Raw genomic sequence first — 19104 nt, 5'->3', positions numbered from 1 at the left:
CTCCGCCCCCGAAAGCTGCCCGGGAACCCAAAAATCGACCCTCGATCGAACGAGAACAGGCACCCATGAACCCCGTCAACGCACTCGAAAATCACCGCCAGGCCGTCTGGCTGGACTTCCTCGGCCGCGGCTTCGTCGCCAAGGGTGACCTGAAGCGGCTGATCGAGACCGACGGCGTCAAAGGCGTGACGTCCAACCCCTCGATCTTCGAGAAGGCGATCGGCAGCTCGGACGAGTATGACGGCGCGATCGGCCAGGCCCTCAAGAAGGGCGACCGCTCGGTCGCCGACCTGTTCGAGCATCTCGCGGTCGAGGACATCCAGCACGCCGCCGACGTGCTGCGCCCGGTCTACGACAAAAGCCACGGCGGCGACGGCTTCGTCAGCCTCGAAGTGTCTCCCTATCTCGCGATGGACACCAAGGGCACGATCGCGGAGGCCGAGCGGCTCTGGAAGGACGTCCACCGCAAGAACCTGATGGTCAAGGTACCGGCGACGTCGGAGGGATTGCCTGCGATCGAGCATCTGATCGGCGAAGGCATCAGCATCAACATCACGCTGCTGTTTTCGCAGGAGGTCTATCGCCAGGTCGCGGAGGCCTATCTCAAGGGCCTGGAAAAATACGTCGCCAAGGGCGGCGACCCCTCCCATATCGCAAGCGTTGCGAGCTTCTTCGTCAGCCGCATCGACTCTGCCGTCGACAAGCAGCTCGACGAGAAGATCGCGAAGGCCAACGATCCGCACGAAAAGGAGCGGCTCGCGGCGTTGAAGGGCAAGGTCGCGATCGCAAATGCGAAGCTCGCCTACCAGGACTACAAGCGCCTGTTCTCGGGCGCGCGCTGGGACAAGCTCAAGGCCAAGGGCGCCAAGCCGCAGCGGCTGTTGTGGGCGTCCACCGGCACCAAGAACAAGGACTACAGCGACGTGCTGTATGTCGAGGAGCTGATCGGCCCCGACACGGTCAACACCGTGCCGCCGGCAACGCTCGACGCGTTCCGCGATCACGGCAAGGTGCGCGACAGCCTCGAGGAGAATGTCGACGACGCCCGTCACGTGCTGGAGGAGCTGGAGAAGTCCGGCATCTCGCTCGATGCGATCACCGAGGAACTGGTCAAGGACGGCGTCAAGCTGTTCGCCGACGCGGCCGACAAGCTTTACGGCGCGGTTGCCCACAAGCGCGCGACCTCGCTCGGCGGCGGCATCGACCACCAGAAGCTCGCGCTCGGCGCCACCATCGAGAAGGCGGTCGAGAAGAGCGCGGAGGAATGGCGCGTCTCGGCCAAGATCCGACGGCTGTGGCAGAAGGACAAGTCGGTCTGGACCGGCGACGACGAGAACAAATGGCTGGGCTGGCTGACCAGTGCGGCCTCTGCCGACGTGGCCGACTACGAGGATTTCGCGCAGCGCGTGAAATGGCAGAACTTCACCGACGCCGTCGTGCTCGGCATGGGCGGATCGAGCCTTGGGCCGGAGGTGCTGGCGCAAACCTTCCCGCACCGCACAGGCTTCCCGCGGCTGCACGTGCTCGACTCCACCGACCCGGCGCAGGTGCGCGCGATGGAGGAGTATGTCGACATCTCCAGGACGCTGTTCATCGTCTCCTCCAAATCCGGCGGCACCACCGAGCCGAACGTGATGAAGGACTATTTCTTCGATCGGGTGGCCAAGGCGATCGGCAAGGACCTGGCCGGCCACCGTTTCATCGCGGTGACCGATCCGGGCTCATCGCTGCAGAAGGTCGCGATCAAGCAGGGTTTCGCCCGCATCTTCTACGGGGATCCTGCGATCGGCGGCCGCTATTCCGTGCTGTCGCCGTTCGGCCTGGTGCCGGCGGCCGCCGCAGGCATCGACGTCCGCAGCCTGCTCGGCCATACCCTCGCCATGGCGCGCTCCTGCGGGGCCGACGTGCCGCCGCAGGAAAACCCGGGCGTGCAGCTCGGGCTTGCGATGGGCATCGCCGGGCTCGACGGCCGCGACAAGGTGACGATCTTCTCCTCGCCAGACGTCGCCGATTTCGGCGCCTGGGCCGAGCAGCTGATCGCGGAATCGACCGGCAAGGACGGCAAGGGCCTGATCCCGATCGAGGGCGAGACGATCGGCGACGCCGCGGTCTACGGCAACGACCGCTTCTTCATCGACCTGCGCACCGAGGGCGAGCACGATGCCGCCCATGAGGCAAAACTCGCCGCGCTGGAGGCTGCGGGCCATCCCGTCGTGCGCATCGTGATGAAGTCGATCGACCATATCGGCCAGGAATTCTTCCGGTTCGAGATCGCGACCGCGGTGGCAGGCTCCATCCTCGGCATCAACCCGTTCAACCAGCCCGACGTCGAGGCCGCCAAGATCAAGACGCGCGAGCTGACCGCAGCCTTCGAGAAGACCGGATCGCTGCCGGCCGAGCAGCCGGTGGTGTCCGCCGACGGGGTCGATCTCTACACCGATGCGCAGAACGCCGAGGACCTGCGCAAGGCCGGCGCCAATGGCGACCTCAATTCCTGGATCAAGGCCCATCTCTCGCGCTCCGGCCGCGGCGACTATGTCGCGCTGCTCGCCTATATCGAGCGTGACGGCGACACCATCGACGCCATGCAGGCGATGCGGCTGAAAGTGCGTGATACCAAGCACCTTGCGACCTGCGCCGAGTTCGGCCCGCGCTTCCTGCATTCGACCGGGCAGGCCTACAAGGGCGGCCCCGACAGCGGCGTGTTCCTGCAGGTCACGACCGACGATGCCCAGGACCTGGCGGTGCCCGGCCAGAAAGCGAGCTTCGGCGTGATCAAGGCGGCGCAGGCGCGCGGCGATTTCGACGTGCTCACCGAGCGCGGCCGGCGGGCACTGCGCGTGCATCTCAAGGGTGACCTCGCCTCCGGGCTCGCGGCGCTCGACGCCGCGATCTCGGCTGCGTTGAACTGACGGAGGCGAGGATGCAACTCGGCATGATCGGCCTCGGGCGGATGGGCGGCAACATCGTCCGCCGCCTGATGACCCAGGGCCATACCACTGTGGTCTATGACAAGGATCCCAAGGCGGTCGCGGCGCTGGTGGCGGACAATGCCACCGGCGCCTCGTCGCTGGAGGATTTCGTCCTCAAGCTGGAACCGCCGCGCACCGCCTGGGTGATGCTGCCGGCCGGCAAGATCACCGAAACCACCATCGACGCGCTCGCAAAGCTGATGCAGCCCGGCGACGTCATCATCGACGGCGGCAACACCTTCTGGCAGGACGACGTCCGCCGCGGCAAGGCGCTCAGGGAGCGCGGGCTGCACTATGTCGATGTCGGCACCAGCGGCGGCATCTGGGGCATCGAGCGCGGCTATTGCATGATGATCGGCGGCGACAAGGGAGTGGTCGATCGACTCGACCCGATCTTCAAGACGCTGGCGCCCGGCATCGGCGACATCCCACGCACCCCCGGCCGCGAGGGCCGCGATGCCAGGATCGAGCAGGGCTACATCCACGCCGGCCCTGTCGGCGCCGGGCATTTCGTCAAGATGATCCACAACGGCATCGAGTACGGCCTGATGCAGGCCTATGCCGAAGGCTTCGACATCCTGAAGAACGCCAGTATCGAGGCGTTGCCGCCGGAGCATCGGTTCGATCTCGATATCGCCGACATCGCGGAAGTCTGGCGGCGCGGCAGCGTGATCCCGTCCTGGCTGCTCGACCTCACCGCCTCGGCGCTGGCGCAGAACCATACGCTCGACAATTATTCCGGCTTTGTCGAGGATTCCGGCGAAGGCCGCTGGACCGTCAATGCCGCGGTCGATGAGGCGGTGCCGGCCGAGGTGCTGACCGCTGCGCTCTACACCCGCTTCCGCTCGCGCAAGGATCACACCTTCGCGGAGAAGATCCTCTCGGCGATGCGCGCAGGTTTCGGCGGCCACAAGGAGCCGCCGAAGAAGGCCTAGATTTCGAGCGAAGCCTGTCCTGCACTTGATGCGGGATGGGAACCGGTTCGCGTGAAGAAAGCGCGTCAAAACCAGAATCTCGAGCCCCCGTTCCGATTCAATCGGAACGGGGGCTCCAGAAGACAACCGCGGAAGGTCACGTGCAGAAGAAACCCGATCCCTGCTCTTTCATCATCTTCGGCGCTACCGGTGATCTGACACACCGGCTGGTGGTCCCGGCGCTCTACAATCTTGCCGCAGGCAATCTGTTGCCGGACAAATTCTGTGTCGTCGGCATTGTCCGCAAGGGGATGTCGAGCGAGCAGCTGACCGACAGCCTGATGCAGGGGCTTCGCAAATTCGCCACCCGCCCGGTGGATGAGGCGATCGCGAAGCGGCTGTTCGAATGTGTCACCTCGGTCGAGGCCGATCCGCGCGATCCTGCGTCGTTCGATGCCATGAACGAACGGCTCGACAGGCTCGAGACGGCGCGCGACACCGGCGGCAACCGGCTGTTCTATCTCGCGACCCCGCCGAGCGCCTTCCTGCCGATCAGCGAGCAGCTCGGACGCACCGGCATGCTGGAGGAGAACGGCGCCTGGCGGCGGCTGATCATCGAGAAGCCGTTCGGCACCGATCTGGCATCGGCCAGGGCGCTGAATGCCGCGCTGTTGAAGCTGATGGACGAGCACCAGATCTACCGGATCGACCATTACCTCGGCAAGGAAACCGTCCAGAACATCCTGGTGCTGCGCTTCGCCAACGGCATGTTCGAGCCGATCTGGAATCGCAACCACATCGACCACATCCAGATCACCGTCGACGAGAAGCTCGGCGTCGGCCATCGCGGCAGCTTCTACGACGCCACCGGCGCGCTGCGCGACATGGTGCCGAACCATTTGTTCCAGCTGTTGTCGCTGGTGACGATGGAGCCGCCGGCGCGCTTCGATGCCCACGCCGTACGCTCCGAGAAGGCCGAGGTGCTGAGCGCGATCCAGACTCAGAGCGAGCAGGAGGCGCTGTCCAATTCGGTACGCGGCCAGTACCGCGCAGGCCGGATCGGCGACACCGAGATCGAGGACTATCTCAAGACACCGGACGTCAAGCCCGACAGCTCGACAGAGACCTATGCCGCACTGAAGCTGACCATCGACAATTGGCGCTGGGCCGGCGTGCCGTTCTACCTGCGCACCGGCAAGGCGCTGACCAGCAAGCGCACCGAGATCGCGATCAAGTTCAAGCAGGCGCCGTTCGCAATGTTCCGCGATACGGCGGTCGACCGCCTGTCGCAGAATTACCTGGTCATCTCCACCGAGCCGACCGAAGGCATCGAGCTGCAGTTCAACACCAAAGTGCCGGGCCCGACCATCAATATCGACGGCGTCGAGATGAAGTTCCGCTACAAGGACTACTTCAAGGCCGAACCGTCGACCGGCTACGAGACGCTGATCTATGACTGCATGATCGGCGACAATCTGCTGTTCCAGCGCGCCGACAGCGTCGAGGCCGGATGGCAGGCAGTGCAGCCCTTCCTCGACGCCTGGAAGAGTGCCGGCGGGCGCGGCCTGCAGCCCTACAAGGCCGGCAGCGAAGGCCCGGAGGCCGCCAACGCGCTGCTGACGCGCGACGGCCGCAGCTGGCGGAAGCTCGGCTGATCATGACCGCGAGCGGCCAGCGCAAGATCATCACGGTCGTCGATCCGGCGGCACTGGCGAAAGTCGCCGCCGAACGGGTGATCGCGAGGCTTGCCGAGAACAGCGGCCGGATTGCGGTGTGTCTCACCGGCGGCTCCAGCCCCAAGGCGCTCTACCAGCTGCTGGCAACGCCGGATTATCGTGAGAGGATTCCATGGGACCGCGTCGACTGGTTCATCGGCGACGAGCGCCTGGTGCCGCGCAAGGACAAGCTGCACAATATGAGCATGGCGCGCCAGGCCTTCCTCGACCGCTGTGCGCCTGCCGCCAATGTGCACCCGATCGCAACCGACACTGCCGATCTCAGGGATCCCGACGTCAGCGCGGCGCTGTATGAGAACGAGCTGATGGCGTTCTACGGCGCCGAGCAGCTCGACCCGGCGCGGCCGCTGTTCGACCTGGTGCTGATGGGCATCGGGCCCGATGGCCACACCGCCTCGCTGTTTCCCGGCTACCCCGCAGTCGAGGAAACCCGGCGCTGGGTGGTCGGCGTGCCCAAGGCCAATGTCGAGCCGTTCGTGCCGCGCGTGTCGCTGACCTTGCCCGCCCTCGCCTCCTGCCGCGAGATGCTGTTCGAGGTAGCAGGCGAAAGCAAGCGCGCGATCTTGACGCGCCTGTTCGCAGGCGAGAACCTGCCGGCAAACCGCGCGCGATCGCTGGGCGAGACCGTCTGGCTGATCGATCAGGCCGCGCTGCCGGAGGATTTTCCTGGGTGACTTTCTTGGCTGACGGGCAAAACCCCTGCGCACTGGTCGTGATGGGCGTCTCCGGCTCGGGCAAGAGCACCATCGCCGATCGCCTCGCGATCAGGATCGGCTGGCGCTTCGAGGACGGCGACAGTTTTCATCCGCCAAGCAATGTCGCGAAAATGCATTCCGGCCAGCCGCTCACCGACGAGGACCGCTGGCCCTGGCTGCGCGCGATCGCCGATGAGATCGACCGCAGCTGCGGCGTCCGCGAACGTGCCGTCATCGCCTGCTCGGCGCTGAAGCGCGCCTATCGCGACATCCTGGTGCATGGCCGCGACGATATCCGGATTGTCTTTCTCGACGGCACGCAGCAGCTGATCGCCGCGCGGCTGGCCGCACGCAAGGACCATTTCATGCCGCCGGGGCTCCTCGCCAGCCAGTTCCGCACGCTGGAGCCGCCGACGCCGGACGAACGCCCGATCACGGTTGCGATCGACCGCTCGGTCGAAGCCATCATCGAAGACATTGTCAGTCAACTGAAGCTGGATCGCCCATGACCCGCATCGCCCTTGTCGTATCCGATGTCGACGGCACGCTGCTCACCAAGAACAAGACCTTGACCGACGGCGCCAGGACTGCGGTGCGCAGGCTGCATGAGGCCGGCATCGGCTTCACCATCGTCTCCAGCCGCCCGACGATCGGGATGAGCTTCCTGGTCGCGCCGCTCGCGATCACGCAGCCGATCGGCGCCTTTAACGGCTCTTCGATCGTCGACCCGCAGATGACGCCGCTCGAGCAGCATTTGATCCCCGCGGCGACAGCAAAAGGCTGCGTCGACTTGTTGCGCAACTATGGCGTCGACATCTGGCTGTTCACCAACGATCGCTGGCTGACGCGAAATCCCAACGGCGAATACACCGCCCACGAGCAGCACACCATCAAGCACGATCCGACCATCGTCGACGACTTCACGCCCTATCTCGGTCAGGCCTGCAAGATCGTCGGCGCCAGTTCGGATGCGCCCTTGCTGCAACGCTGCGAAGTGGAGATGCAGCGGATGGTCGGCAATGATGCGACCGCGGTCCGCTCGCAGACCTACTATCTCGACGTCACCCCGCCCGGCCACGACAAGGGCACCTTCGTCGAGGGCATCGCGAAACGCCTTGGCGTGTCACTCGAGAATGTCGCCACGATCGGCGACATGCAGAACGATCTGCCGATGTTCGCGCGAAGCGGCGTCTCCTTTGCGATGGGCAACGCCAGCGACGACGTCAAGGCACGCGCCACGCATGTCACCGAAACCAACGAGCACGACGGTTTCGCCCGCGCGATGGATGTGGTGCTGCAGCTTCGCTGAAGCTTTCAGGCGATCGTACCCCGCGCGATCGAACGCGGGCCGCAGCGTGATACGCCACTTCCACTTCGCTCGAAATCGCTCTAGGTCGACCGCTGCACCGCCGGCTTCTCGGCGGCAGCCCGGGCGTCGCTGAGATTGTGCGCGGTGTTGATCAGCGCGATATGGGTCAGCGCCTGCGGGAAATTGCCGGTCTGCCGGCCGGCACCGCTGTCGAATTCCTCTGCCAGGAGCCCGAGATCGTTGGCGACCGCCGCCACGCGGTCGAACATGGTCTGCGCCTTGTCGACATCGCCCGCCAGCACATGGGCGTCGGCGAGCCACAGGCTGCAGGCCAGGAACGCACCCTCGATCGGCTGGATCTCATCGGATACTTCGCGGGGATCGTGGCGCAGCACGAAGCCGTCACGCAGGTGCCGCTCGATCGCATCGATCGTGCTGCGGATGCGCGGATCGGCTGGCGGCAGGAAGCCGACCGACGGCAACAGCAGCAGGCTGGCGTCGAGCAGCTTCGAGCCATAGCTCTCGACAAAGCTGTTGAGGCCGGCATCGAAGCCCCGTTGGCAGACATCTCGGTGGATGGCCTCGCGCAGCACCCGCCATTTGACCAGCGGCGCTTTGAAGCCGAACCGCTCGGCGCTCTTGATGGCGCGGTCGAAGGCGACCCAGCACATCACCTTGGAGAACACGTAATGTCTTGGCTGGTCGCGGCGCTCCCAGATGCCGTGATCCGGCTGGTCCCAGACCTCGGCGAGATGATTGACGACCGTACACTCCAACGACCAGTTTTCCTCGTCGAGCTTCAGCTTGGCCATGCGGGACTGGTGGAACGCGTCGATCAGCTCGCCATAGACGTCGAGCTGCAGTTGCGCATGCGCGGCGTTGCCGACGCGGACCGGCTGCGCGCCTTCATAGCCGGGCAGCCATCCGGCCTCCCATTCCAGCAGGCGCCGCTGCCCCAGGATGCCGTACATGATCTGCATGTTGGCCGGCGCGCCGGCCGCGGCCCGCAGCAGCCAATTGTGCCAGGCCGCCGCCTCCTCGGTGTAGCCCGAATTCATCAGCGCCAGCAGCGTGAAGGTGGCGTCGCGCAGCCAGCAGAACCGGTAGTCCCAGTTGCGCGCGCCGCCGAGCTTTTCCGGCAATGAGGTGGTCGGCGCCGCGACGATGCCGCCGGTCGGCCTGAAGGTCAGCGCCTTCAGCGTGATCAGCGAGCGCATCACGAGGCCGCGTTGATCGCCGCCGTCATAGGTCGAGCGGCCGCACCATTCCTTCCAGTAGTCTTCGGTATCCTTCAGCGCCGCCTCGGGATCGATCGGCTCGGGCACCGGCTGATAGGACGCTCCGTAGGTCAGCACGAACGGCACGGTGTCACCCGCGCCAACCTCGAAATCGGCGATCGTGGTCAGATCCCTGCCCGATGTCGCAACCGGCGTACGCAACACCGTCATGTCCTGGCCACTGATTGCGAGCAGCCCCTCGCCGTCGGGGTTCTTCTTCACCCAGGGGACATCGACCCCGAAGCCGAAGCGGATTACGAGCTCCATGTGCATCCTGACGCGGCCGCTGATACCGCGAACCAGACGCACCACGTCGGAGGCATTGCCGCGCGGCGGCATGAAGTCGATCAGGTCGACCACGCCGCCTTCGGTCTCGAACCGCGTCTCCAGGATCAGCGTATCGTCCCGATAGCGGCGCGAGGTCCGCCTGATCTCCCCGGCGGGCGCCAGCAGCCAGCGGCCGTTCCTCGGCGTACCGAGCAGCGCCGCGAAGCAGGCGTCGGAATCGAATGCCGGCCAGCACAGCCAGTCGATCGCGCCGTCGCGGCCGACCAGCGCCGCGGTCTCGCAATCGCCGATCAGTCCGTAGTCTTCGATGCGAGAGGCCACGCGCCGTGCTCCGCGTTGTCAGGCGTGCGACCGTTCCCGGGTTGCGCGCTTGAGCGCGTCGATATCGATCGCCGACGCGAGATGCTCGAGCGAGACCGGCAGCCGCCGTTTCCAGTTCGGATGCTCGTAGACGGTGCCCGGGATGTTCGGCTGATCGACGATGCCGAGCAGATCCTCCATCGACACCGCCATCATCCGCGATCGCGTCCGCGCCAGGAAGCTCGCCACCGAATAGAAATCGTGGGCGTGGATGTCGTGCCGGCGCAGCACCTCGTCGAGCTGGCCGAGCGCTTGCCAGCGCCCCTCGTCGGTCTCGCCGGGATCGATCCCGAGCGCGCGCTTGGTCTTGAGATCGCTAAACGAGCGCCAGCCGGCATAGGTCGAGAGGTCGTGGGTGTTGAAGGTGACGAGCGCGTTCGGCAGATAATAGTCGGCATTGCGGAAAACGCCATGGTCGTCCGTCTCGAACATCATCACCAGATATGACCAGATGCCCCAACCGTTCATCTGCTCGCGGAAGCCTTCGGGCACGGTGCCGAGGTCCTCGCCGATCACGACGCAGCGGTTGGCTGTGCTCTCCTGCGCGGTCGCCGCCAGCAGCGCCTCGAACGGCATCAGCACATAGGCGCCATTGGCCGGGCCAAAACCGCGCGGCACGAGATAGAGCCGCTTCAGCCCGAAGGCGTGGTCGAGCCTGATCGCGCCGGCATGGTGCATCGAGGCGCGCAGCATCTGCCTGAACGGCTCGAAGGCACGCTGTTCGAGGCCCGCGGCGTTGAAGCCGGCAAGTCCCCAGTCCTGGCCCGCGGTGTTGAGCGGGTCCGGCGGCGCGCCGACGCCAAGATGGCGCGAGATCGCGGTCTGCTCGTTCCAGGCGTCGAAGCCATCCGACTGCACGCCGACCGCGACATCGAGATAAAGCCCGACCCGCATGCCGAGCTTGTGCGCGAGCGTCTGGCAGGCGCCGAGTTGGCGGTCCGCGGTCCATTGCACGAATTCGACGAACTCGACCTCAGCCGCCGTCTCTCGCGCCCGGCGCAGCTTGCTGCAGGCCGCGTCATTGGGCTGCCGCCATTCGTCGGGCCATTCCCACCACGGCGTGTTGAGCTTGTGCCTGATCACCTCGAAGCAGGCGAAGCGCGTCAGCAGCGCGCCGTGCTCCTTGCGATAATCTTCAAAATCCTGCCAGCGGCCGAGGCCGGGATTGGCCTTGAAGGCGGCAAAGGCCGCCCGCAGCGCCCGCCATTTCAGCGCCGCGACGCCGACATAGTCGACCATGTCGTGGGAGCGCAGGTGCGCCAGCGCGGCTTGCGTCTCCGCATCGATGCGGAATTCGGCAATCTTCTCGACGTCGATATAGAGCGCGTTGAGGAACAGCCGGCTGTTCGGCGAATATGGGCTGCAATCGCCGGGCCGATCGTCGAACAGCGCATGCAGTGGATTGAGCCCGATGCCGTCGGCGCCGAGCCGGCGGGCGAATGCGAGCAGGCCTTCGAGATCGGTGAAGTCGCCGATGCCCCAGTTGCGCGATGAACGCACGCCGTAGAGCTGGACCGCGATCACCCAGCAGCGATCGAACTCGCCGCCGAACGCGCCTTCCGGCGCCACGAGGAGCGGCAGCTCCTCGCTGCCCGATGCATCCGATAGCTGCAACCGGTGCACGCCTTCGCCCAGACCGGACGGCCACGTCACACTCCGCTCGTGCGTCTCGCCTTGCGCGAGGACGCCGGTGCCGTTCATGATCTTCCATCGCACCGGTAGCTGGGCCGCCTCCGAGAGCTGTGTTCGCCCGCCATGACCGACCCTGACGACCACGGGATCGGCGACAATCCGCCGCGGCGTCTGGGGCGGCAGCGCGTCGAGGATCGCGGTGAGCGCCTCGGGGGTTGTCACACGGCGGTGACCGCTACCGTCGATATACTCGATCTGGATTCCCAGGGTCTGGGCTTTGGCGTAAAGGTCCATTCGGCACGCTACTTGCTCGCAACGGTATTGGGATCGTTGCTAAATTGTACAGATACGGGAAAGGGATAGTTGATGTTCAACGCTCTACCCTATCAGGCGTTCCCGCCGGGAACCATTGTCCGACGAGCGGCTTTCTATATGGATCTGGCGCGCCTCCTTCCCGGCGCGGGGACTTCATTTGCCTATTCAATGGCGGCATCACCGTGAACAAAACCGCCCGGCCTGTCGAGAGTGCCCACGGCACTTTTCATATCACCGATGTCTATCCGTCGGTTGATGGCGGCCGCTTTCCGGTCAAGCGCATCGCGGGTGAAGCCGTCGAGGTGTGGGCCGACATCTACCGTGACGGACATGACGTGATATCAGCAGCACTGGTGTGGCGGCGCGAGGGCGACGGCGAGTGGCAGGTCGCCCCGATGACGCCGCATAGCGACGACCGCTGGGGCGGCGCCTTCGTGCCCGAGCGGCCCGGCCGCTACTCGTTCGCGATCGAAGCCTGGACCGACCAATTCGCCAGCTGGCGGCATCGCTTCGAGCAGAAGCAGCGCGACGGCAGCGACCACACGCTGGACGCGCTCGAAGGCGCAGGCATGCTGACCCAAGCGCAGGCAGGGGGACCTGCGGCAGCCGCTGTCATCATCAGGCAGTGCGAGATCTTTCTGCAGACCGGCGAGCCCGGCGCGCTGCTGGCGCCGGAATTGCGGGAGGCGATGGCGGGCAGCCAGTTTCGCCGCGACCTGGTGCGATCGCAGCTCTACCCCCTGACCGCGGACCGGCCGCGGGCCCGCAGCGGCGCGTGGTACCAGATGTTTCCGCGCAGCCAAGGCAAGACATCAGGCACGACGCCGGGCGCGCATGCGACCTTCAACGATTGCGCCGCGCGGCTTCCCGACATCGCCGCGACGGGCTTTGACGTCGTGCTGCTGGCGCCGATCCATCCGATCGGGCAGCAACACCGCAAAGGCCGCAACAATGCCGCCATTGCGCAAGCAAATGATCCCGGAAGTCCCTACGCGATCGGCGCAGCCGAGGGCGGCCACGACGCCGTGCATCCAGAGCTCGGTACGCTCGATGACTTCCGCGCTTTCGTGGCGGCATGCGAGATGCATGGCCTCGAGGTCGCGCTTGATTTTGCCGTGCAATGCTCGCCCGATCATCCCTGGTTGACCGAGCATCCAGAATGGTTCAAGCGGCGCCCGGACGGATCGATGCGCACGGCCGAACATCCGCCGCAGCGCTGGGACGATGTCGTCAATCCGGATTTCGGCTGCGAGGACGCCGGCGCGTTGTGGCGCGCGCTGCGCGACGTCGTGCTGTTCTGGGTCGAGCAGGGCGTCAAGATCTTCCGGGTCGACAATCCGCACACCAAGCCGCTGGCATTCTGGGAATGGCTGATCCGCGAGGTGCAGGACCGCGATGCGGACGTCCTCTTTCTTGCGGAAACCTTCGCGCGGCCGAAACTGATGAAGGGTCTCGCCAAGCTCGGCTTCACGCAATCCTACAGCTATTTCACCTGGCGCACGCAGCGCGTCGAGCTCGAGCAATATCTCGGCGAGTTGATCGGCTACCCCGAGCGTGACTTCTTTCGGCCGAATTTCTTCGTCAACACACCCGACATCCTGCCTTTCCACCTGCAAAGCGGCGAATCCTGGATGTTCAAGTCGCGCGTCGCGCTGGCCGCGACGCTCTCAAGCAGCTACGGCATCTACAGCGGCTTCGAGCTCCTCGAGCACACGCCGGTCCCCGGCCGCGAGGAGTACCTCAACTCCGAGAAATACGAAATCAGGGTGCGCGATTGGGATCAGCCGGGGAACATCAAGCCCTATATCGCCGCCCTCAACCGGATCAGGCGTGCCAATCCGGCCTTGCAACAATTCGCGGATCTGCGCTTTATCAATGTCGATGACGGCGGCGTGATCGGCTTCGTCAAGGAGGCGACCGATCAGGGCAATGTGATCGCGGCCGCGATTGCATTGTCAGGCGAGCCGCGTGAGGTCTGGCTTCCGCTCGGCGACGTCATGGTCGGCCGTGGCGAAGCTCGCCGCCCCGTCGCGGCCGTGGAAGACCTTGTCACTGGCGAGCGCCATGCGCTCGAATGGGGAGGCGTCCGCCTACGCATCGATCCTGCGCGCGATCCCGCGTTGCTGTTGCGCTGTGTCGCCTGAAGGAGCCGACATGAACGTATTCTCCTCCGTCAATACCCAGGAGAAGGTCGCGACCGAGACCGCGGACCAGCTGTGGTACAAGGACGCCATCATCTACCAGCTGCACGTCAAGGCGTTCGCCGACAGCAACAATGACGGCATCGGCGATTTCACGGGGCTGACGGAGAAGCTCGGCTACCTGCAGGAGCTCGGCGTCACCGCGCTGTGGCTGCTGCCGTTCTATCCCTCGCCCGGCCGCGACGACGGCTACGACATCGGCGACTATGGCGACATCAATCCCGATTTCGGGACGATGAAGGACTTCAAGCGCTTCATCCAGGAAGCCAAGAAGCGCGGCCTGCGCGTCATCACCGAGCTCGTCGTCAACCACACCTCGGACCAGCATGCCTGGTTCAAGCGCGCGCGCCGCAGCCCGCCGAATTCGAGCGCGCGAAGCTGGTACGTCTGGACCGACACCGATCAGAAGTACCTCGATACGCGGATCATTTTTACGGATACGGAAAAGTCGAACTGGACCTGGGATCCGGAAGCCGGCCAGTTCTACTGGCACCGCTTCTTCTCGCACCAGCCGGATTTGAATTTCGACAATCCGCGTGTGGTGCGCGCCATCGTGCAGGTGATGAAGCGCTGGCTCGACACCGGCGTCGACGGCTTCCGGCTCGACGCCATTCCCTATCTGTGCGAGCGCGACGGCACCAACAACGAGAACCTGCCGGAGACGCATGCCATCATCAAGCGGCTGCGCCAGGAGCTCGACGCCTATGCCAAGGGCAAGATCTTGTTGGCCGAGGCCAATCAATGGCCGGAGGACGTGCAGGAATATTTCGGCCATGGCGACGAATGCCACATGGCCTATCACTTCCCGCTGATGCCGCGCATCTACATGGCGATCGCCCAGGAAGACCGTTTTCCGATCACCGACATCCTGCGGCAAACGCCCGATATTCCGGCCGCGGCCCAGTGGGCGCTGTTCCTGCGCAATCACGACGAGCTGACCCTGGAAATGGTCACCGATGTCGAGCGCGACTATCTGTGGTCGACTTACGCCAACGACCCGCGCGCCCGCATCAATGTCGGCATCCGCCGCCGCCTTGCGCCGCTGATGGACAACGACCGGCGCAAGATCGAGCTGATGAACTCGCTGCTGCTGTCCTTCCCGGGCACGCCGATCATCTATTACGGCGACGAGATCGGCATGGGCGACAACATCTATCTCGGCGACCGCAACGGCGTGCGGACGCCTATGCAGTGGTCGCCGGACCGCAACGGCGGTTTCTCGCGCGCCGATCCGGCGCGGCTCTACGCGCCGATGATCATGGACCCGGTCTACGGCTACGAATCCGTCAATGTCGAGGCGCAGTCGCGCAGCCTGTCGTCGCTGCTGTCGGCGACCAAGCGACTGATCGCGGTGCGCAAGTCGACGCTTGCCTTCGGGCGCGGCACCATGACCTTCATCCGCCCGGAGAACCGCTCGGTGCTCGCCTATGTGCGCCAGTACCAGGGCGAAACGATCCTGTGCGTCGCCAATCTGTCGCGCTCGGCGCAGGCCACCGAGCTCGACCTCTCCGCCTTCAAGGACCGCATCCCGCTCGAGATGCTTGGACGCACGCGCTTCCCGGCGATCGGCGAGCTGCCCTACATGATCACGCTCGCGCCCTACGGCTTCTACTGGTTCCAGCTGCAGGAGCGCGACAAGTCCGAGCCGGTGACGCCGCGGGCGGTGCCGGAGTTCGAGACGCTGGTGGTGCCGCTGAATTCGACCTGGATGTCTTTGGCGCGCTCCCGCAGCGTGTTCGAGCACGACGTGCTGCCCGGCCATCTCGCCCGCACGCGCTGGTACCCGGAGCGATCGGCAAGTGCGATCCAGCCGATCCTGGTCTCCGCGATCCCGTTCTGCGACATCGGCGACAACCGGCCGTGGCTCGCCTTCTTCGAGACCACGCAGCGCGGCAACACCAGCCGCTATGTGCTGCCGATGCAGATCGAGTGGGTGCGCTTCGACCGCGAGCGCTACAACCCGCGTGCCTTTGCCGCGATACGTCAGGGCGCGCGCGAGGGCACGCTGCTCGATGTCGCCACCGACCAGATTTTCACCGGCCTGTTCCTGCGCAATCTCAGGGAAAACCTCACCGTCGACGAAGGCGAGCAAGGCCTGAAGCTCGAATTCCGGCCGACCAGCCGCTTCTCCGACCGGCCGGTGCGGCAGCCGGAGCGGATCCGCGTGTTCGAGAACGATCAGCCGCATTCGACCGCGCTGGTCGACAACGAATATGTCACCAAGATTTACCGGAAGCTCGAGGTCGGCATCAATCCGGAGATCGAGATGGGCCGCTTCCTCACCGAAGTGGTCGGCTTTCCGAACAGCCCTGCCCTGCTCGGCACCGCCGAGCTGATCGAGGCCGACAAGCGCAGCGCCATCGCCGTGCTGCATGCGATGGTTGTCAACCAGGGCGAGCTCTGGGCGGTCGCCGCCGCGCACCTCGACCGTCTGGTCGAAAGGCAGCGCCTGCTCGCCGTGAGCGAGGACCCGGCGGAGAACGGCGACCATGCCGCCTATCTGCGCCACATGTCGCACAGTGGGAAGCGTCTCGCGGAGCTGCATCTGGCGCTTGCCAGCAACCGTGACTTGCCGGACTTCGCGCCCGAGCCAACCCGGCCCGAGGACCTGCTGCGCTGGAGCGACGAGATCATGGCGCGCGCCGAGCGCGTGTTCGACACGCTGAGGCAGCGGCGTGGCTCGCTGAAAGAATCCGACCGTCTGCTGGCCGATCAGTTGCAGGCCCAGCACGACATGCTGCCGGAACGGCTCAAGGCGCTGCTGCCACGCGAGACCGATGGATTCAGCATCCGCCATCATGGCGACCTGCATCTCGGCCAGTTGCTGGTCGTCAAGGACGACGTCTTCATCATCGATTTCGATGGCGGCCCCGGCCGGACCATCGCCGAGCGCCGCCGCAAGGCGCCGCCGGCGCGCGACGTCGCCGGCCTGATCCGCTCGATCGACTATGCGGCGACCGCCGCGCTGGAGCGGGCGCTCAAGGTCGCCCCCGACGAGAGCGGCAGGCTGAGCCTCGCTTTGGCCGAATGGCGCGACCAGGCCGCGGATACGCTGCTGGCGGCCTATCGCGAGACCATGGCGGGCCAACGGCTATGGCCCACTGATGCCAGGGCGGCCAATCGCCTGCTGAACTTTTTCCTGCTTGAGAAAGCCTTCTACGAGATCGAGTATGAGCTGGCCAACCGGCCGGATTGGCTCCGCGTCCCACTGACTGGCCTGTTGAGACTCCTGGCCCAACAGCCGCATGAGGTTGCATGACCAAATTGCCCGCCGAGGCCTATGCCATCATCGAGGGCCGCCACTCCGATCCCTTCCACTATCTCGGGCTGCACACCGAGGGCGATCGCAGCGTGGTGCGCGCCTTCCTGCCTGATGCCAGCAATGTCGAGGCGATCGGCGAGCATGGCGAGGCGGCGCCGCTGGCCAAAATCCATGATTCCGGCCTGTTCGCAGGTCCCCTGCCGAACGGTTCGACGCGCTACCAGCTCCGCGCCCGCTTCGGCGACAACGTCGTCGAGCTCGAGGACGCCTACCGCTTTCCGCCGATCCTGAGCGATTTCGATCTCTACCTGCTCGGCGAGGGCACCCATCAGCGCGTCTACGACACGCTCGGCGCGCATCCGATGACGCTCGACGGCGTCGACGGCATCGGCTTCGTGGTGCTGGCGCCGAATGCGCGGCGGGTCAGCGTGGTCGGCGACTTCAATTTCTGGGACGGACGGCGTCATCCGATGCGGGTGCGCGGTCCGGGCTATTGGGAGCTGTTCATCCCGCGTGCGCGCGTCGGCGACCACTACAAGTTCGAGATCGTCGCGCGGAACGGCCAACATCTGCCGCTGAAGTCCGATCCCTTGGCGTTCGCCGCCGAGGTGCGTCCGAAGACCGCCTCGATCGTGATCGATGAGCGTAAGATCCCGCACCCGCGCCCGGCGCCCGATCGCGTCAATGCGCTGAGCTCGCCGATGTCGATCTACGAGGTCCATCTCGGGTCGTGGCGGCGCAAGGGCCGCAATGAGTGGCTGACCTATCGCGAGATGGCCGAGCAGCTTCCGGCTTACGCCAGCGACATGGGCTTTACCCATATCGAATTCCTGCCGATATCAGAGCATCCGTTCGACGGCTCCTGGGGCTACCAGCCGACCGGCATGTTCGCGCCGACCAGCCGCTTCGGCTCACCCGATGATTTCGCAGCGCTGATCGATGCCTGCCATGGTGCAGGCCTCGCCGTGCTGCTCGACTGGGTCCCCGGGCATTTCCCCGACGATCCGCACGGCCTCGGCCATTTCGACGGCACCGCGCTCTACGAGCACGCCAACCCGTTGCAGGGCCGTCATCTCGATTGGGGCACGCTGATCTACAATTACGGGCGCACCGAGGTCACCAACTTCCTGGTGTCGAACGCGCTGTTCTGGCTCGAGCGCTACGGCATCGACGGGCTGCGCGTCGATGCCGTCGCCTCCATGCTCTACCTCGACTACAGCCGTCCCGCCGGCGGCTGGATCCCGAACAAATATGGCGGCCGGGAGAACATCGAGGCGATCGACTTCCTGCGCCGCTTCAACACCGAGCTGTTCGCGCATTTTCCGCAGGCGACGACGGCGGCGGAGGAATCCACCGCGTGGCCGCAGGTGTCGCGTCCCGTCGAATATGGCGGGCTCGGCTTCGGCTACAAGTGGAACATGGGCTGGATGCATGACACGCTGAAATACATCGGCAAGGATCCCATCCACCGCAAATTCCATCACGGCGACATCCTGTTCGGCCTGCACTACGCCTTCTCGGAGAACTTCATCCTGCCGCTGTCGCATGACGAGGTCGTGCACGGCAAGCGTTCGATCCTCGGCCGCATGCCCGGCGACGACTGGCAGCGCTTTGCCAATCTGCGTGCCTATTACAGCTTCATGTTCGGCCACCCCGGCAAGAAGCTGATGTTCATGGGCTGCGAATTCGGGCAGGAGCGCGAGTGGAATCACGATCACTCGATCGATTGGCATCTGCTCGACCAGCCGAAGCACCGAGGCGTTCAGAACCTGATCCGCGACCTCAATCGCCTCTATCGTGCGCTGCCGGCACTGCATGAGCTCGACTGCGACCAGGCCGGCTTCGAATGGGTCATCACCGACGACGCCAGCAACAATGTGTTTGCCTGGATCCGCAAGGGCAATGATGCGCGCGCACGCTGCCTCGTGGTCGCAAACTTCTCGCCCAACGTCTATCGCAACTATCGCGTCCGCGTGCCGTTCGCGGGCAAGTGGCACGAGGTGCTCAACTCGGATTCCTCGCACTACGGCGGCACCAATGTCGGCAATGTCGGCGAGGTGCGCGCCTCGGAGGGCGCCACGCCGGAATTGAACCTGACCATTCCGCCGCTGGCTGCAATCTTCCTCGTACCGGAAAGCTGATT

The 19104-nt window shown here is 65.3% G+C and carries 11 protein-coding genes; 9 read left to right on the top strand and 2 right to left on the bottom strand.

Translation table 11 applies throughout. The features are described 5' to 3' along the window. Positions 1-65 precede the first annotated feature (65 nt). From HAP54_RS23920 to HAP54_RS23895, 6 genes are all read left to right on the top strand, one after another. The gene (locus HAP54_RS23920) at positions 66-2912 is read left to right on the top strand and encodes a bifunctional transaldolase/phosoglucose isomerase (protein WP_166304114.1); all 2847 of its coding nucleotides are present in this window, start codon (positions 66-68) and stop codon (positions 2910-2912) included. Between the two features lie 11 nt (positions 2913-2923). After that, a complete protein-coding gene (gene gnd, locus HAP54_RS23915; protein WP_166304111.1) occupies positions 2924-3907 on the top strand; it encodes a phosphogluconate dehydrogenase (NAD(+)-dependent, decarboxylating) in 984 nt (327 codons plus the stop codon). A 140-nt stretch (positions 3908-4047) separates the two neighbouring features. Beyond that, positions 4048-5541, top strand: coding sequence for a glucose-6-phosphate dehydrogenase (zwf, locus tag HAP54_RS23910; RefSeq protein WP_166304108.1), 1494 nt, complete (start codon positions 4048-4050; stop codon positions 5539-5541). 2 nt (positions 5542-5543) lie between these two features. Continuing rightward, positions 5544-6296, top strand: coding sequence for a 6-phosphogluconolactonase (pgl, locus tag HAP54_RS23905; RefSeq protein WP_166304105.1), 753 nt, complete (start codon positions 5544-5546; stop codon positions 6294-6296). 41 nt (positions 6297-6337) lie between these two features. Next, a complete protein-coding gene (locus tag HAP54_RS23900) occupies positions 6338-6826 on the top strand; it encodes a gluconokinase (protein ID WP_175619852.1) in 489 nt (162 codons plus the stop codon). Continuing rightward, positions 6823-7626 (top strand): Cof-type HAD-IIB family hydrolase, encoded by an 804-nt coding sequence (locus HAP54_RS23895; protein ID WP_166304100.1) that lies wholly within the window; start codon positions 6823-6825, stop codon positions 7624-7626. The genes HAP54_RS23900 and HAP54_RS23895 overlap by 4 nt, the downstream gene beginning before the upstream one ends. Before the next feature lie 80 nt (positions 7627-7706). On the opposite strand, the gene HAP54_RS23890 is transcribed toward HAP54_RS23895, so the two are convergent. After that, the gene (locus HAP54_RS23890) at positions 7707-9512 is read right to left on the bottom strand and encodes a glycoside hydrolase family 15 protein (protein ID WP_166304097.1); all 1806 of its coding nucleotides are present in this window, start codon (positions 9510-9512) and stop codon (positions 7707-7709) included. An 18-nt stretch (positions 9513-9530) separates the two neighbouring features. Then, a complete protein-coding gene (gene malQ, locus HAP54_RS23885) occupies positions 9531-11477 on the bottom strand; it encodes a 4-alpha-glucanotransferase (RefSeq protein ID WP_166304094.1) in 1947 nt (648 codons plus the stop codon). A gap of 203 nt (positions 11478-11680) precedes the next feature. Here malQ and HAP54_RS23880 point away from each other — a divergent pair, with 203 nt between their 5' ends. From HAP54_RS23880 to glgB, 3 genes are read left to right on the top strand one after another with little or no spacing between them, the layout of a single operon-like run. Beyond that, entirely contained in the window at positions 11681-13642 is a 1962-nt protein-coding gene (locus HAP54_RS23880) for an alpha-1,4-glucan--maltose-1-phosphate maltosyltransferase (RefSeq protein ID WP_166304091.1), read from the top strand. A 10-nt stretch (positions 13643-13652) separates the two neighbouring features. Next, entirely contained in the window at positions 13653-16958 is a 3306-nt protein-coding gene (gene treS, locus HAP54_RS23875; RefSeq protein WP_166304089.1) for a maltose alpha-D-glucosyltransferase, read from the top strand. After that, positions 16955-19102: a 1,4-alpha-glucan branching protein GlgB gene (gene glgB / locus HAP54_RS23870; RefSeq protein WP_166304087.1), complete on the top strand. Its 2148-nt coding sequence runs from the start codon at positions 16955-16957 to the stop codon at positions 19100-19102. Before treS ends, glgB begins: the two co-directional genes overlap by 4 nt. The last annotated feature ends 2 nt before the right edge of the window (positions 19103-19104 follow it).

Origin of the sequence: Bradyrhizobium sp. 2S1 (genome assembly GCF_011516625.5) — a bacterium.
Lineage (GTDB): Bacteria > Pseudomonadota > Alphaproteobacteria > Rhizobiales > Xanthobacteraceae > Bradyrhizobium > Bradyrhizobium septentrionale.
Note: the sequence above shows the minus strand (reverse complement) of the source record. Positions and strands in the feature narration are given on the sequence as shown.

Coding starts and splice junctions, on each gene's coding strand:
- HAP54_RS23920 (WP_166304114.1), top strand. CDS start 66: ATGAACCCCGTCAACGCACTCGAAAATCACCGCCAGGCCGTCTGGCTG.
- gnd (WP_166304111.1), top strand. CDS start 2,924: ATGCAACTCGGCATGATCGGCCTCGGGCGGATGGGCGGCAACATCGTC.
- pgl (WP_166304105.1), top strand. CDS start 5,544: ATGACCGCGAGCGGCCAGCGCAAGATCATCACGGTCGTCGATCCGGCG.
- HAP54_RS23900 (WP_175619852.1), top strand. CDS start 6,338: ATGGGCGTCTCCGGCTCGGGCAAGAGCACCATCGCCGATCGCCTCGCG.
- HAP54_RS23895 (WP_166304100.1), top strand. CDS start 6,823: ATGACCCGCATCGCCCTTGTCGTATCCGATGTCGACGGCACGCTGCTC.
- malQ (WP_166304094.1), bottom strand. CDS start 11,477: ATGGACCTTTACGCCAAAGCCCAGACCCTGGGAATCCAGATCGAGTAT.
- treS (WP_166304089.1), top strand. CDS start 13,653: ATGAACGTATTCTCCTCCGTCAATACCCAGGAGAAGGTCGCGACCGAG.
- glgB (WP_166304087.1), top strand. CDS start 16,955: ATGACCAAATTGCCCGCCGAGGCCTATGCCATCATCGAGGGCCGCCAC.